15 protein-coding genes are annotated in these 15927 nt (G+C 67.5%); 11 read left to right on the top strand and 4 right to left on the bottom strand.

Annotated elements, in window-relative coordinates; translation table 11 throughout:
• Complete coding sequence (locus BPODLACK_RS17870; RefSeq protein WP_159405861.1) at positions 1 to 939, bottom strand: carbohydrate kinase family protein; 939 nt, start codon at positions 937 to 939, stop codon at positions 1 to 3.
• 57 nt (positions 940 to 996) lie between these two features.
• On the opposite strand from BPODLACK_RS17870, the gene BPODLACK_RS17865 reads away from it, so the two are divergent.
• From BPODLACK_RS17865 to BPODLACK_RS17840, 6 genes are all read left to right on the top strand, one after another.
• A complete protein-coding gene (locus tag BPODLACK_RS17865) occupies positions 997 to 1680 on the top strand; it encodes a 5-oxoprolinase subunit B family protein (protein ID WP_159405860.1) in 684 nt (227 codons plus the stop codon).
• Positions 1681 to 1690: 10 nt separating this feature from the next.
• Positions 1691 to 2563, top strand: coding sequence for a biotin-dependent carboxyltransferase family protein (locus tag BPODLACK_RS17860; RefSeq protein WP_006436071.1), 873 nt, complete (start codon positions 1691 to 1693; stop codon positions 2561 to 2563).
• Between the two features lie 86 nt (positions 2564 to 2649).
• Positions 2650 to 3045, top strand: coding sequence for a phage holin family protein (locus BPODLACK_RS17855; protein WP_024499921.1), 396 nt, complete (start codon positions 2650 to 2652; stop codon positions 3043 to 3045).
• Positions 3046 to 3297 carry a DUF3618 domain-containing protein gene (locus tag BPODLACK_RS17850; RefSeq protein WP_006436069.1) on the top strand — a complete coding sequence of 84 codons (252 nt, stop codon included), beginning with the start codon at positions 3046 to 3048 and terminating at the stop codon, positions 3295 to 3297.
• A 25-nt stretch (positions 3298 to 3322) separates the two neighbouring features.
• Positions 3323 to 3592 carry a DUF4235 domain-containing protein gene (locus tag BPODLACK_RS17845; protein ID WP_006436068.1) on the top strand — a complete coding sequence of 90 codons (270 nt, stop codon included), beginning with the start codon at positions 3323 to 3325 and terminating at the stop codon, positions 3590 to 3592.
• Between the two features lie 47 nt (positions 3593 to 3639).
• A complete protein-coding gene (locus BPODLACK_RS17840) occupies positions 3640 to 4767 on the top strand; it encodes an oxygenase MpaB family protein (protein WP_159405859.1) in 1128 nt (375 codons plus the stop codon).
• Positions 4768 to 4849: 82 nt separating this feature from the next.
• On the opposite strand, the gene BPODLACK_RS17835 is transcribed toward BPODLACK_RS17840, so the two are convergent.
• A complete protein-coding gene (locus BPODLACK_RS17835) occupies positions 4850 to 5923 on the bottom strand; it encodes an isopenicillin N synthase family dioxygenase (protein ID WP_159405858.1) in 1074 nt (357 codons plus the stop codon).
• A 44-nt stretch (positions 5924 to 5967) separates the two neighbouring features.
• Entirely contained in the window at positions 5968 to 7236 is a 1269-nt protein-coding gene (locus BPODLACK_RS17830) for an MFS transporter (RefSeq protein ID WP_159405857.1), read from the bottom strand.
• 131 nt (positions 7237 to 7367) lie between these two features.
• Here BPODLACK_RS17830 and BPODLACK_RS17825 point away from each other — a divergent pair, with 131 nt between their 5' ends.
• A complete protein-coding gene (locus tag BPODLACK_RS17825; protein WP_159405856.1) occupies positions 7368 to 10067 on the top strand; it encodes a cation-translocating P-type ATPase in 2700 nt (899 codons plus the stop codon).
• Between the two features lie 93 nt (positions 10068 to 10160).
• On the opposite strand, the gene pdxH is transcribed toward BPODLACK_RS17825, so the two are convergent.
• Positions 10161 to 10856, bottom strand: a complete 696-nt coding sequence (pdxH, locus tag BPODLACK_RS17820; protein WP_394854758.1) for a pyridoxamine 5'-phosphate oxidase — start codon at positions 10854 to 10856, stop codon at positions 10161 to 10163.
• A 164-nt stretch (positions 10857 to 11020) separates the two neighbouring features.
• On the opposite strand from pdxH, the gene BPODLACK_RS17815 reads away from it, so the two are divergent.
• The 4 genes from BPODLACK_RS17815 to BPODLACK_RS17800 all read left to right on the top strand — a co-directional run bounded on the left by BPODLACK_RS17815 (position 11021) and on the right by BPODLACK_RS17800 (position 15899).
• On the top strand, positions 11021 to 12148 hold the full coding sequence (locus BPODLACK_RS17815) for a citrate synthase 2 (RefSeq protein WP_006436061.1): 1128 nt from the start codon (positions 11021 to 11023) through the stop codon (positions 12146 to 12148).
• 507 nt (positions 12149 to 12655) lie between these two features.
• Complete coding sequence (serC, locus tag BPODLACK_RS17810; protein ID WP_006436060.1) at positions 12656 to 13801, top strand: phosphoserine transaminase; 1146 nt, start codon at positions 12656 to 12658, stop codon at positions 13799 to 13801.
• Between the two features lie 235 nt (positions 13802 to 14036).
• Positions 14037 to 15122 carry a septation protein SepH gene (sepH, locus tag BPODLACK_RS17805; RefSeq protein ID WP_159405854.1) on the top strand — a complete coding sequence of 362 codons (1086 nt, stop codon included), beginning with the start codon at positions 14037 to 14039 and terminating at the stop codon, positions 15120 to 15122.
• 3 nt (positions 15123 to 15125) lie between these two features.
• Positions 15126 to 15899 (top strand): DUF6928 family protein, encoded by a 774-nt coding sequence (locus tag BPODLACK_RS17800; protein WP_159405853.1) that lies wholly within the window; start codon positions 15126 to 15128, stop codon positions 15897 to 15899.
• Positions 15900 to 15927: the final 28 nt, after the last annotated feature.

Below are 15927 nucleotides of genomic sequence, written 5' to 3'. Positions count from 1 at the left end.
CTAGTCTCTTCTCAGCTCGCCTGCCCACGGAGGGTCGGCGCCACGCCTCGAGACGGTGACGGCAGCCACGTGAGCTGCGAATTCGGCGACCTCACGCCACTGATCGGCGGTCAGTGAGCGAACCGAATCCGGCGACAGCGCACCCAGTCGGTCGAGCTGGTGGACGAGGCCTCCCAGGACGCTGTCGCCGGCGCCGATCGTGTCGACGACGTCGACGTTCCGGGCGGGCACGGTGACCTCGTCTTCGGTCGTGGTCACGGTGATTCCGGACGCGCCCGCGGTGGTGATCACCGCTGCGACACCGTCGGCGAGCCAGTCCTTCACAGCGCTCCCGGCCGCCCCTTCACCGAGCCATGCCGCATCCTCGTCGGACAGTTTCACCACGTCGACGGACGGCATCCAACTGCGGAAACGCCGCCGGTAGGCGTCTGCGTCGGGGATGAGGACCGAGCGAATGTTCGGGTCCAGCACGACGAGTCGGCGTTCGGCGTGGCAGCGCCGCATCAGGTTCTCGTAGACCGTGGCGCCGGGTTCGAGCACCAGCGAGAGCGTCCCGAAGGTCGCCGCGGCGACGGTCGGTGCGAGTGAACCCGGGTCGGCGACAGTGCGATCCGCGGTGCCTTCCACATAGAACGAGTACTGCGCGGAACCGTTGTCCGCGATGGTGGCCAGCGCGAGCGACGTCGGTTCCCGTCGGCGCTGCAGCATCGCGGTGCCGACCCCGGCGCCCTGCAGCGAGCCGACGATGGCCTCGCCGTAGTTGTCGGTGGACACCGCCGACAGCAATGAGACTGCACTCCCCAAGCGTCCCAATGTGATCGCGACATTGAACGGTCCCCCGCCGAGCGCCGGCTGCAGTGGCGCCAGCGTCGCGCCGGGTGCCTGTTCCTGCTGCACCACGTCGACGAGCGCTTCCCCGCAGACAACGATCTCTCTCATGGGTCCCTTTCGTCTGTGTGGCCCAGTCTGCCACCCTCTCGGCGGTAGATTCGGTGCATGCACGAGTTGCCGGCGGGTCCCGATGCGGTGGTGCTCGACTTCTCGGCCTACGAGTCCCCGTCGGCCGCAGTGCTCGACGCAACGATCGCCCTGCGTGATGCCGTGGACCGCGGAGAGCTGCCCGGGGTCATCGATCTGGTACCGAGCGCCCACACGCTGCTGGTGCAGGCCCGACCGGGCCGCGGCGTCGACGAACTGGGTGTGCGGCGCGCGTTGCGTCGTCGACGTGCCGGTGTCCACCAGGGCGTCGGACGGGCTGACGAGATCCTCGTCCCGGTGCACTACGACGGCGACGATCTCGCGGATGTTGCTGACGCCCTGGGCATCTCGGCCGACGAGGTGATCAGCCTGCACTGCAGTACCCGCTGGCGTGTGCAGTTCATGGGGTTCGCACCCGGGTTCGGCTACCTGGTCGCCGACGAGCCGACACCGCATCCGTTCGACGCCGTGGGCCGGCGCGCCGAGGCGCGCACCCGTGTCCCCGAAGGTGCCGTCGCGATCGCCGCCGGGTACAGCGCCGTCTACCCGAAGGAGAGTCCGGGCGGCTGGCAGCTGTTGGGCCGCACCGATGTTCGACTGTGGGACGAGAAGGTCGACCCGCCCGCACTGTTCGCGACCGGACACCTGGTGCGGTTCGTCGACGTCAGGACAAGCGGGGGGGAATGGGCAGGGACGACATGAGCACAACCGGATGACCGCCGTCACCGTGCTCGCGACCGGCCCGCTCGCGACCTTTCAGGACCTCGGCCGCCACGGATACGCGCATCTCGGCGTACCCGCTTCCGGTGGTGCGGATCGCGGCTCGCTGACCTTGGCCAATCGCCTTGTCGGCAACGACGAATCGGCCGCCACGATCGAGACGACCCTGGGCGGCTTGCGTATCCGTGTCGAAGGCGACGTACTGGCGGTGGTGACGGGTGCCGACACCTCGGTGCGCCACAACGGGGTTCCGGTCGGTCTCGCCGCGACCGTCGTCCTGCGCGAGGGTGACGAACTGGCCGTCGACCCACCGGTGTGGGGTCTGCGCAACTACCTAGCGGTGCGCGGCGGGTTCGACGTCGAGCCGGTCCTGGGGTCGCGGTCGACCGACACGTTGTCGGGGTTGGGGCCGCCGGTTCTCACCGCGAATGTGCGGGTGCGGGTGGGCCGGGCCGCCGGCGAGTGGCCGTCCGTCCAGTCGGCGCCGGCGAACACCGAGCATCCGCGCGTCGTGGTTCTCGAGGTGGACGAAGGTCCGCGTGCCGATCTGCTGCACGCGGCTGCCGACCTGAGATCGGGGACCTGGGTGGTCGGCGCCGACAGCAATCGCGTCGGTGTCCGCATCGACCGCGCCGCGGGTTCGTCGTATCCGCTGCTGACGCATCGGGAGAACGCGGGCGAGTTGCGTTCGGAGGGAGTCGCTCACGGATCGGTACAGGTGCCACCGAGCGGTCGCCCGGTGCTGTTCCTCCCCGACCATCCGGTCACCGGCGGTTATCCCGTGGTGGCCGTGCTGACCGACACGTCGGCCGATCTCGCCGCACAGCTCGTGCCCGGATCGGAGATCCGTTTCAGACGGCGCTGATCGGAGATCCGATTCAGACGGCGCCGACGTTTGGGACCGGTGCCGGTCGGGAACGCGTAGGACGTCCCCGATGTGGAGGTACCACCGTGAGCGATCCGTCTGTGAACGATCTGTCGACCGTGCAGCTCGTCGAACGGCTCCAGAGTCAGACGACGACCCTGGTCAAGACCGAGCTGCAGAATGCAGTGGCCGAGATGAAGGGGAAGGGGACCCGGATCGGTGTCGGCGCGGGGATTTCCGGCGCGGGCACCCTGCTGGTGCTGTTCGGCCTCGGAACGCTGGTCGCCGCTGCGGTCCTGGGACTGGCGAATGTCGTGCCGGCGTGGCTGGCCGCGGTGATCGTCGGAGTCGTGCTCCTGGCGATCGGCGGCGCAGCGGCGGCGTTCGGTGCGCAGCGTGCGAAGTCGGCCGTCCCGCCCGCCCCCGAGCACACCGTCGAGAGCGTCCAGCGCGACGTCGCAACCGTGAAGGAGCACCTGTAGATGAGTGACACGCAGCCCGATCGGAACCCGACCGACCCGCCGCCGGTGGAGCAGCAGCGCGAGGAACTCGCCGAGACCGTCGATGCGCTGGCGGCGAAGCTCGATGTCCCGGCACGAATGAACGCCGCCGCGGCGGAAACGGCGTACACCGCGAAGGTGAAGGCCGAGGAGAACCGCACCGCATTGATCGGTGTCGCGGTGGCCGTGCTGGTCGCCATCGGGACCGTCGTCGTCATCAAGCGTCGCCGCTGAACACCCGACCCAGGAGGAATTCGACATGACTGCCGTGTCCAAGGCGTTCTACAAACCACTGTCACTGGCGACGAGCGTGCTCGGCGGCATCGCCGCGGGAGCCGTGTTCGGCCAGATCTGGAAACGGATCTCCGACGACGCCGAAGCGCCCGATCCGAAGGATCTGGAGCGCAGCAATGTCGAGGTGCTCACTGCCGCGGCGCTTCAGGGACTGGTCTTCGGACTGGTCCGTGCGGCCGTCGACCGTGCCGGTGCACGCGGCTACCAGGCGGTGACTCACGAGAACCCCGACTAAGACGTGACGGTTGACACACCACTGAGACGAACCTAGGGTTCTGTCTCATGACTGAGGTACTGAACGACGAACAGACCACCTGTCCCGTTCACGCCACCGACGACGCGTCGGCCGAGCAGAGCTGCCCGGCCGACGCCGGGCGTTCTCCCGGCAGCCAGTTCTCCGAGGACGGCTACGAGACCGATGCCGAGGGAGTCAAACCCGCCCACGAGTACGAGCCCCTCGGTCCGGACTCGCTGACCTGGCAGATCTGGGGTACCTGGACCGGCATGTTCCAGAGCCTGTGGGCCGGTTCGATCCAGAACATGCACCCCAAGCTCGGCGCCGCCGTCTGGGACCACTCCGACTTCTTCGGAGAACGCTGGCAGCGCCTGATGCGGTCGCTCTACCCGATCAGCGGCGTCGTCTTCGACTCCGTGATCCCCGGCACGAAGACCGGCCTCGAGGTCCGGGACTATCACCGCACCGTCAAGGGGACGATGGAGGACGGGTCGCGCTATCACGCGCTCGACCCCGACGTCTTCTACTGGGCGCACGCGACGTTCTGGTACGGCAACGTCCGCCTGTGCGAGCGGTTCGGCCCGTTCCTCACCGAGGACCAGAAGCGCCAGCTGTTCGAGGAGTCCAAGGCCTGGTACGCCCAGTACGGCGTCTCGATGCGCCCCGTCCCGGAGACCTACGAGGACTTTCTCGAGTACTGGGACTACATGTGCCGCAACGTCCTACGCGACCACGTGTCGGTACGCACGGTCCTCGACATCACCCAGCTGCCGCCGCCCCCGTTCCTGAGCTTCATCCCCAAGTCGGTCTGGGACCGCTACCTCGTCCCGCAGAACCAGAAGATGTTCATGTGGCTGACGACCGGCTTCTACGACGAGCCGATCCGCGAGATCCTCGGCCTCGAGTGGACCGACGACGACGAGCGTCGATTCCGCCTCCTGGGCAAGGGAATCAACCTCGTCATGCACAGGCTGCTGCCGAAACGCTTTCTGCGCCACCCGCGTCCGCGCGACGCGTGGGACCGCGTGAACGGCAGGGTCGCGAAGGACGCGCCGATCGCGCACACACCCAGGCGCAACCTGCCACCGCTGGACCAGCGCGACAACCCGATGCACTACTGCCCCGTCACCGCCGCTCGGCGCGCGACGTATCCGACAGTGCTGACCTCGGACTGAGACTTCACGACGACGTCGGGGGCGGTTCCCGCTCACCTGTCCGGGTGAGCGGGAACCGTCGTCTGGTCTCTGCCCGGCCCGACTACTGCCGTCCCTGTCCCCGTCGCATCGCATGACGCACCCGCTCCGCCTCCCGCTGGGCATACGGGTTCGGCCGGCCGGCGCGTGATCCGGCGAGTTTGGCGCCGATGTGCTCCCCGACGGTGATCGGCGAGTATCGGCTTCCCGCCCCGACGCACGACGGCAGGGTCGCGATCATCGCGTCGATGTTGCCGTCGTGGAAGTACGCGGCGGAGCGTCGACGCTCGATCGCGCCGTCGACGATCGGCGCCTTGACCCGGTGTAGCGTCGACATCCAACGTTCGTTGGTCCAGCGGGCCATGAGGTCGCCGATGTTGACCAGCAGTGCACCGTCGACGGGACTCACGTCGTGCCATCGGCCGTGGTGGTCGAGGACCTGCAGGCCCTTCACCTGGTCCGCCCACAGGACGGTGACGATGCCGTAGTCGGTGTGCTCCCCCATCCCGGTCAGTTCTCCCTCGAGTTCGATCTCTCCGGGCGGGAGCGCGTAGTTGTTCATCCGCAGGACGTCGAGCGAGTGATCGGTGAATCCTTCGAAGAAGTCGGCGGGAAGGTCGAGGGCATCGGCGAAGATGCGGGTCAGGGTGTGTGCGACCCGTCGTGCCTCGACGAAAAAGGTCGAGACGGCCGCCTCGAAGTGGTCGACGGCCGGCCACGTGTTGTCGGCGTAGTGGTCGCCGGGAAGAGCGAGTTCGGGGTACTCGCGTGCTTCGACCCCGACGTTGAACGCCTCGAAGAAGTCGTTCATGCGGTCCGCGGACTCGACGCCCAGCGACAGGGACAACGACTCCGACTTCGGTGGCGCGTAGCCGCGATTGATCTCCGGCGGCGTTCGGTACGCCTTCTTCTCCTCGAGCGGAAGGGCGAAGAAGTCGTCCATGACCGCGGTGAACTCGTCGATGACCGCCGGCGGGATCCCATGCCCGACGATCTGCATGAACCCGACCGAACCGGCGGCGTCGTCGACCTTCGCCGCGACCACGGCCCGATCGGCGGCATCACCGTTGCGGATGTAGGGCGAGATGTCGATGATCGGCACCTGGAAGCCGGTGGAGGCGGCGGTCATGGCGTCCATGGTGACACCGAATCACCGTAACCGCTGGCCAGGCGTCGAACGGCTCAGGTCCGCTGACCGGCCCGGTACTGCACGAAAGCCGGGATCAAGAGGGCCGCAATGATTGTCGCGATCACCACGGCGACACCGCCGAAGGCCGTGGCAGCCGCGACCCCGATCGATGCGGCCGCGGTGCCGTGCGCCACGTCGCCGATCCGGGGGCCACCCGCGACCACCACGATGAACACGCCCTGCAGGCGCCCGCGGACCTCGTCGTTGGCCGCCGCCAGCAGGATCGTCTGACGGAAGGCGGCCGACGCCATGTCGGCGGCACCGCCGATCATCAGCAGCACCACCGCGACGACGAGCATCGGCATCGCCGTGCCGTCGGCGAAGGACACCGCGATGCCGGTTCCGGTGATCGCCAGACCCCAGATGATGATGCAGACGATCACGGCCAGGCCCTGCCGTTCGACGCGCGCGACCCAGCCCGAGAAGATACCGCCGACCACTGCCCCCGCGGAGATCGCCGTGAACAACAGGGCGAACGCCATGCCGCCGCCCTCCGGTCCGCCGAAGTTCTCGTGTGCCATCTGCGGGAACAGCGCCCTGGGCATGCCGAAGATCATGGCGATGAGGTCGACGAGAAACGACGCCATCAGGATCTTGTGGCCGGTCAGGTACCGGAGCCCTTCGATCACCGAGCGCAGCCCGGCGACCTTGGGCGCCGCGTCGCTCTCCGGACGCAGCGACGGCAACATGACGACCGCGATCAGCGTCGGCAACAGGAACAGGGTGTCGACGAAGTAGAGCCACGAGTAGCCCAGGATCGGGATCAGCGCTCCACCGACGAGCGGGCCGGCGATGGCACCCGCCTGCATGACCGTCATGTTCAGCGACAACGCCGCCGGGAGATCCTTGGCGTCGAGCAGTCGTGGCAGCACCGCCGTCCGCGTCGGCTGGTTGACCGCGAGGAACGCCTGTTGAACGGCGAACAGCACCAACAGGATCCACACGTTGCCGCCGCCGGCTGCAGCCTGCACCCAGAACAGCGCACTGCACACGATGAGACCGACGGTGGTGGTGATCAGCAGTGTTCGACGGTCGACGACGTCGGCGAGTGCACCGCCCCACAGCCCGAACACCACCAGCGGGACCAATCCGAACACGCCGGTCAGGCCGACGTAGGCGGAGCTGCCGGTGACCTCGTAGATCTGTGCGGGCACCGCGACGATCGTGAGCTGGGCTCCGACGACGGTGACGATGTTCGCGAGCCACAGGCGCCGGAAAGCGAGAGTGCGCAGCGGCGTCGTATCGGCGAGGTGGCGGCGCATTCTCGCCATCCTAGGACCGCCCGCACACGAGTAGACCGACGCCGGCCCGGACGCCCATTACTGTCGAGGTGTCAGCACCTGTCCATGACCGCGCCCCCGCTCACGGGGCCGAGTGACCCGGGAAAGTCCGCATGACGACGACCACCGAACACCCCCACACGTGGACGGCGGAGGCTCTCGCCGACGGATTGGCAACCGACATCACGGTCGGGCTCACCGACGCCGAGGTCGCCGAACGTCGCTCCGAATACGGCGAGAACCGCTTGCGCAAGGAAGCCCGCGAACCGGCCTGGCGCAAGGTGCTGCGTCTGCTCGCGGACAAGATGACGTTGGTGCTCGTGGCGGCGGCAGCCGTCAGCGCCGGGGTGTCGCGCGAGTGGGAGACGCCGGTGGTGATCCTCGCGGTGATCACGTTCAACACCGTGATCAATTACGTTCAGGAGTCGCGAGCCGAAGAGAGTCTGCGCGCGCTGCGGAGCATGTCGGTGGACTCGTCACGGGTTCGACGAGACGGTCAGGAGCGGTACGTCGAACGCACCGAGCTCGTGCCCGGCGACATCGTCCTGCTCGAGGCCGGCGACGCCGTCCCGGCCGATGGCCGGATCGTGCAGGCGGCCCGGCTGCAGATCGCGGAGTCGGCTCTGACCGGGGAATCGCAGCCGGTCACCAAGACCGCCGATCCCCTCGCCGATCCGAACCTTCCGATCGGCGACCGAACCAACATGGCATTCATGAACACCGAGGTCACCCGCGGCCGGGCGACGATGGTGGTGACCGGAACCGGCATGTCGACCGAGATCGGCACCATTGCTTCGCTTCTGGGCACGGCCGGCGTCGACAAGACTCCCTTGCAGCGACGAATCGACCAGCTTGCGACGCTGCTGACCGTCATCGCGATCGTCGTGGTGAGCATTGTCTTCCTCCTCGGTCTGCTTCGCGGGGAGTCGTGGTCGGACCTGCTGTTGACCGCCGTATCGCTGGCGGTGGCGACCATCCCGGAGGGATTGACCGCAGTCGTCGCATTCACGCTCGCCCTCGGCGCGTCGCGGCTGGCCAAGCGCGGAGCGATCATCAAACAACTGGCGGCCGTCGAGACCCTGGGCAGTACAACCCATATCGCAACCGACAAGACAGGAACGCTGACCCTCAACGAGATGACCGTCCGAAAGCTGGTCGTGGCCGGTCACATCTACCGGGTGACCGGCGGCGGCTACTCGCCCGACGGCAAGATCCTCTCCGACAGCGAGGATGCACTTCCCGATTTCCGCCGGGCCCTCCTGGCGATGTCGCTGTGCAACGATGCGTCGGTCGACGACGGTGTGCTGGTGGGTGACCCGACCGAGGGTGCGCTGGTCGTGCTCGCCGAGAAGGGCGGCATAGATGTGGTCGGCGCCCGGGCGAATCATCCGCGTCTCGCCGAGGTGCCGTTCGACTCCGACTACAAGTTCATGGCGACCTACCACGAGAGCAGCCTGCCGGGCACCGGCCCGTACCGGTGCTATGCCAAGGGCGCCTCGGGTGTGTTGATGAGTCGGGCGACGATGGTGCGTACCTCCGAGGGCGACCGCGCGATCACCGACGAAGATCGCGACCTGATCGCGACGGCTGTCGACGAGCTCGCCCACGAAGGGCTGCGCACCCTCATGATCGCCGGGACCACGTTGGCCGAACTACCCGACGAGTCCTCGCTTTTCGACGCCGTCGACAACCTCGCGATATACGCGGTGGTCGGCATCCTCGACCCTCCTCGACCGGAAGCACGCGAAGCCATCGCGACCGCCCACGAGGCCGGGATCGGCGTTCACATGATCACCGGCGATCACCTCACCACCGCGTCGGCGATCGCCACCGACCTCGGCATCGAGGGCGAACCGCTCTCCGGCGGCACCATCGACGACATCAGCGACGACGAGTTGCGAGCACGCGCAGCCCATTTCGGGGTTCTCGCCCGGGTGGCACCGGAACACAAGATCCGTTATGTCGAGGCTTTGCAGGCGAATGGCGAGGTGGTCGCGATGACCGGCGACGGCGTCAACGACGCACCCGCCCTCAAGCAGGCCGACATCGGCATCGCCATGGGTATCACCGGCACCGACGTCTCCAAGGGTGCAGCGAAGATGATCCTCACCGACGACAACTTCGCGACCATCGTCTCCGCGGTGCGCGACGGTCGCGGAATCTACGCCAACATCGTCAAGTTCGTGAAGTTCCAGCTCACCACGGCGTGGGGCTTCGTCCTCATCTTCCTCACCGCGGGTATCACGGGAATCGCCGGGGGCGCACCGTTCACCGCGCTGCAGATCCTGTGGGTCAACATCATCATGGACGGCCCTCCGGCGCTCGCACTCGGTGTCGACGCCACCGAGCCCGGCACGATGAAGCAGAAGCCGAGATCGCCCGGCGAACGACTGCTCAGCCGTAATCGCGTGCTCCGCATCCTCACACTCGCCATCGTCATGACCGTCGGCACCATCCTGACCCTGGTGTTCGCCGACGACATCTTCCCCGGCAGCGCCCGCGACCCGCTCTTCGCGGGCACGCTGGGTTTCACGACCTTCGTCTTCTACCAGGTGTTCAACCTGCTCAACGTGCGTTCGGATCGTGGGTCGGTGTTCTCCCTGCAGACCCTGACCAATCAAGCGATCTGGATCTCCCTGGTGGCGGTGATCGTGCTGCACGTGGCGGTCGTCAACGTGGGCTTCCTCCAGGACCTGTTCGACACCACCTCCCTCACCGCCACCGAGTGGCTCTACGCCGTTGTCGTCGCGTCGTCGGTTCTGGTGGTCGAGGAGATCCGCAAGGCAGTGGTCCGCGCAGTGTGGCGCTTCTGATACGGACCGCCGAGACACCGGACGCCCTGCGGTGGACGCACGATCGGGAGGTTGCGCCGGTGTCGGACCCGGCGGATCCGCCGGGTCGCAGGTTCAGGGCTGCAGCCGCTCGACGCGCCATTCGTGGTCGACGTGGGTGAGGCGCACCCGGTTGTGCAGGCGGTTCGCCCGCCCCTGCCAGAACTCGACCTCCACCGGAACGATGCGGTAGCCGCCCCAGTTCGACGGGACGGGGATCTCGTCGCCGGCGTCGAACCCGCCGTACTGCTCGGCCAACTCGGCGGCCTTCTGCTCGAGTTCGAGGCGGCTGCCGATCGGCCGGGACTGTTCCGACGCGGCGGCCGACAACTGTGATCCCCGCGGTCGGATCTCCCAATAGGCCTGCGTCTCTTCGGTACTGAGGTGTTCGACCGGCCCGCGGAAATGGACCTGGCGCTCCAGGGCGATCCACGGGAAGGTCACCGATGCATGGGGATTCGCGGCCATGTGCTGGCCCTTGTCCGACTCGTAGCCGGAGAAGAACACTACGCCGTTGGCGTCGACGCCCTTGCACAGCACGGTCCGGGTCGACGGCCGGCCGTCGGCGTCGACGGTGCCGAGGACCATCGCATTCGGTTCCGCGATCCGGGCGTCGAGCGCTTCTTTCAGCCAGACACTGAACAGGTCGAGCCACGGCGGGTCGCCGCGGAGCCAGCTCGGGTCGAGGTTCTCACGGATGCCGTCGGCGCCGGCCGCACGATCGCCCTCGCCGATGTTGGGCGGAATACCCCCGCCGTAGCCGACGCGCATGTTCGGCAGATCGATCGATTCGAGCGGTTTCTCCAACACTCGGCTGAATTTACTCCGACAACTCAGTTACTCCCTGGTACACGCGGAGGGTGGTGCTGATCTACAGTTCGATCTGATCGACGCATGCGATTTCAGGACACAGTTGTCTCAGTGAGGTGGTTGTCATGGCCAACGCGGTTCCCGACGATTTCGTTCCAGGTCTCGAAGGCGTGGTGGCGTTCACCACCGATATCGCGGAGCCCGACAAGAACGGCGGCAACCTGCGCTATCGCGGCGTCGACATCGAGGATCTCGTCGAGAACAAGGTGACCTTCGCCGACGTCTGGGCCCTTCTCGTCGACGGAAAGTTCGGCGACGGACTGCCGCCGGCCGAGCCGTTTCCGCTACCCATCCACACCGGCGACGTGCGCGTCGACGTCCAGGCGGCGCTCGCCATGCTGGCCCCGATCTGGGGTTACGAACCGCTCCTCGACATCGACGACGCCACCGCGCGGGAAAATCTCGCACGCGCCTCGGTGATGGCGTTGTCGTATGTCGCGCAGTCGGCCCGCGGCATCCATCAGCCCGCCGTCCCGCAGCACGTCATCGACGAATGCTCGACCGTGACCGAACGGTTCATGACCCGTTGGAAGGGCGATCCCGACCCCAAGCACGTGGCCGCCATCGACGCCTACTGGGTGAGCGCGGCCGAGCACGGCATGAATGCGTCGACGTTCACCGCACGCGTGATCGCCTCCACCGGCGCCGACGTCGCGGCGTCGCTGTCGGGTGCCATCGGTGCCATGTCCGGACCCCTGCACGGCGGCGCGCCGGCCCGCGTGCTGCCGATGATCGAAGAGGTCGAGAAGACCGGTGACGCACGAGGATTGGTGAAGGGCATCCTCGACCGCAAGGAGAAGCTGATGGGCTTCGGGCACCGCGTGTACCGCGCCGAGGATCCGCGCGCCCGCGTGCTCCGACGCACCGCCCAAGAACTCGGGGTCCCGCGTTTCGAGGTCGCCGCCGCGCTCGAGCAGGCTGCTCTCACCGAGCTTCGCGAACGACGCCCCGACCGGGCGATCGAGACGAATGTCGAGTTCTGGGCCGCGGTCATCCTCGACTTCGCCGAGGTTCCGACGCACATGATGCCCGCGATGTTCACCTGCGGCCGCACCGCCGGCTGGTGCGCCCACATCCTGGAGCAGAAGCGTCTGGGCAAGCTGGTCCGTCCCGCCGCCATCTACACCGGTCCCGCCCCGCGACGCCCCGAAGACGTCGAGGGGTGGGGCGACGTGGTCAAGCCCGGGCTGTAGACCACACCACCGCGAGATCTTCACCTGGCCGCAGAATCGCCGGCCACAGAGAGTTCAGTTTCACTGCAACGCTGCCCGACGGGTCAATCGGATCGCAACCCTGACACCGAAGCTGTTCGGCGAGCAGGGATTTCCAAGCCTTCCTCAGACCTCGCCAGAGCCGACGACTCTGGCCAGAGGTGGGATTATGCGGAAAGCTCAGACGGTCAGCGCGGGCCCCACGGCAGACGCCAGGTCGATGGCTGGTGACCGGCGACCGGCTGACTCGATTCGAGCGCCCGCTCGACCTCGCGCGCATTCGCATCCGTCTCGGCACCAGGCGTACCAGTTGTGTCCGCCGTTGCGGTACTTGAACGTGACCGGCACCCCGAGCTGGCGACGGTCCACGGTCGACTCGAGCGTGTGCATAGCGCTTCTGCCCGAAAATGGCGATTCTGCGCGCGGTCGGAACGGAAAAAGCCGAGGCGCCAAGAAGGTGGTGTCCGCCACAACCCTAGAATCGAGCCCATGAGCGATACCGCAACCGCACCCATCACCCTGCCCGCCGACCTGCTGCCGTCGGACGGCCGCTTCGGTTGCGGACCGTCGAAGGTACGCCCCGAGCAGTTGCAGTCCCTCGTCGACACCGGCGCTTCGGTGTTCGGCACCAGTCACCGCCAGGCACCGGTCAAGAACGTGGTCGGCTCGATCCGTGAGGGTCTGGCCGATCTGTTCTCGCTGCCGGAGGGCTACGAGGTCGTCATCTCCAACGGTGGCACCACCGCCTTCTGGGACGCCGCCGCCTTCGGTCTGATCAAGCAGCGCTCGCTGCATCTCACCTACGGCGAATTCTCGTCGAAGTTCGCGACCGTCGCCAAGAAGGCGCCGTTCCTGGACTCGCCCGCGGTCATCTCCACCGACCCCGGCACCGCCCCCGACCCGGCCGCACTGACCGCCGACGACTTCGGCGGCGTCGACCTCATCGGCTGGGCCCACAACGAGACCTCGACCGGTGTCGCCGTGCCGGTCCTGCGACCTGCAGAGTCCGACGACGCGCTCATCGCCATCGACGCCACCTCCGGCGCCGGCGGTCTCCCCGTGAACATCGCCGACGCGGACGTCTACTACTTCGCACCGCAGAAGTGCTTCGCCTCCGACGGCGGCCTGTGGGTGGCACTGATGAGCCCGCGTGCACTCGCCCGCATCGCGAAGATCGCCGAGACCGATCGCTGGTGCCCGGAGTTCCTGTCGCTGCCGACCGCCGTCGACAACAGCAGCAAGAATCAGACCTACAACACCCCGGCCGTCGGCTCGCTGCTCCTGTTCGCCAACCAGATCGAGTGGATGAACAACAACGGCGGCCTCGACTGGTGTGTCTCGCGCACCGCCGACTCCAGCTCGCGTCTCTACCAGTGGGCCGAGGCCAGTGAGTTCGCGACGCCGTTCGTCGCCGAGCCCGCCAACCGCAGCCAGGTCGTCGGCACCATCGACTTCAACGATGACGTCGACGCCGCCGCGATCGCCAAGACCCTGCGCGCCAACGGTGTCGTCGACACCGAGCCCTACCGCAAGCTGGGACGCAACCAGCTGCGTATCGGTATGTTCCCGGCCATCGAGCCCGAGGACGTCACCAAGCTCACCAAGTGCATCGATTACATCGTCGAGCGTCTCTGAGCACGGCGAAGACCTACACCGTCACCGGCGCGTCCGTACCTTCGGGTCGACGCGCCGGTGGCGTTCAGGCCAGCGGGTAGCCTGGACAACACAGACCACATACGACGCACCCATCGCTGGTGTCGCACGGACCCCACGCGTTCTGAACTGCGGTTTTACCGCGTGTCCCACAGTGAATCGGCAGATCGGTGAGTTAATGTGGCCCCAATGCGTGAACCCACCGGAGGAGGAGCAGATGCGTGAGCTCCGCGTCGTCGGAGTGGAAACCGACGGTTCCCACGTCATCTGCCAAGACCCTCAATCGGGTGAGAAATTCCGGATCGCCTCCGATGAACGCCTTCGCGCCGCGGCCCGCGGCGACATCACCAGGCTGGGACAGATCGAGATCGAGATGGAAAGTGCATTGAGGCCACGAGAGATCCAGGCACGAATCCGCGCGGGTGCGTCCGTCGCCGAGGTCGCCGCCGCGGCGGGGGTGGGTGTCGACAAGATCGAACGTTTCGCCCACCCGGTATTGCTCGAACGCTCCCGCGCCACCGAGCTGGCCGGAGCAGCTCACCCGATCCGGCACGACGGGCCGGCGGTTGCGACCCTTGCCGAATCCGTGGCGGAGGGGCTCGTCGCATACGGCCACAACCCGGCCGACGCCGACTGGGACGCCTGGAAGGACGACAGCGGCTACTGGGTCGTGCAGGTCGCGTGGAGCGTCGGACGCACCGACAACCTCGCGCACTGGCGTTATCAGCCCGGCACGCACGGCGGCACCGTCGATCCGCTCGACGATCTCGCCGACGAGCTGACACACCCCGAGACCATCGCACCGCGGCGTCGACTCATGCCGGTCGCCACTCCGGAGATCGCCGTCGAGACCACATCGGACGGGCGTGAAGAAGTCACGCTCGACGCCAACTCGCTGATCGGTGCCCAGCGCGCGCGCCAGGAACGTCGTGCGGTGCGGGAGGACAACGGCACCGTTCCTCTCGATTTCGGGTTCGACGAGGAGACCACCGCCCACGCGCCCCCGGCACCGGTCACCCCGATCGCCGCCCCCGTTGCGCAGGCGCCTGTCAAGACCACAACCATGGAACCGGACGCCGCTTCGGCGTCATCCCCGGCGGACACACCCGGGCGCGACAGCACCGATGCCGAAGCGGACACCGCGTCGGCGACCGACCACGACACCGACTCGCCGGAGGGCCCTGCGACACGCGAGCCCGGACCCGCTCACGCCGAACGTCCGCGCAAGAAGAAGCCACGCAAGCCCGCCGTGCCCGCGTGGGAGGACGTCCTGCTCGGCGTACGCAGCAACGGGAACAGCTGACATATGTCGGCACGCGCGGCCACCGTCTGGTTCATCGACTCTTCCGACCCGGCCGACGACCTACGCAGCGTCGTGCGCGCACCGCGGCACGATCATCAGCACGCCCAGCAACTCGCGTCGAAGATCTACGGCGACAGCGTTCTCGTCCCGCTCGTCGACACCGACCTGGCGACCGCAGCCGCCGCGAAGGATCACCACGTCTACGCGGGGTTCTACGGTTCGCTCGCGGTCATCTCATGCTCGCTGTTCGAGACGGCCGTCCCCTCGACGCTGACCCGGACGCTGGCCGCGATCCGCCCGAGCGCGGTGACGACGCTGCTCTACACCGAACCCGACACGTCGTTCGGGGCGTTCGCGCGCTGGGAATCGGGGTCACTCCGACGCTCGTTCTCCGCCGACCCGGTGACGATCCATGAGGACCACGGACTCCCGTTCACCTTCGAGAAGCCGTTCTGGGGAGGCGAATACCCGCTCTCCTACGCCGAAGGTGTCCCCAACCAGGGGATGGCGCTGCCATTCCATCCGGCCCAGCTCGCCGAGGAGGCCAACCGGTCCTGGCTCGGATTCCGCTACACCCATCCGCTCGCCCCGACCGACCTCGACCCGGCCGACATCACCGTCACCGGCTTCGCGCTCCACCCGGCGGAGTACGAGCCGACCGCCGCCGATTTCGAGAACTATCGCCGAGCCACCGCCGCCCACGCCGGGGAACGCGTCGCACCGCCAGAGGGCCGTCCGCGCAAGCGCGGAAGCATCCGGGAGTATTTCGGCTTCTGACCGCTCCTCGTGCCCGAGCCCGTGGATG

Origin of the sequence: Gordonia sp. YY1, from assembly GCF_009872315.1 — a bacterium.
GTDB lineage: Bacteria > Actinomycetota > Actinomycetes > Mycobacteriales > Mycobacteriaceae > Gordonia > Gordonia amicalis.
Note: the sequence above shows the minus strand (reverse complement) of the source record. Positions and strands in the feature narration are given on the sequence as shown.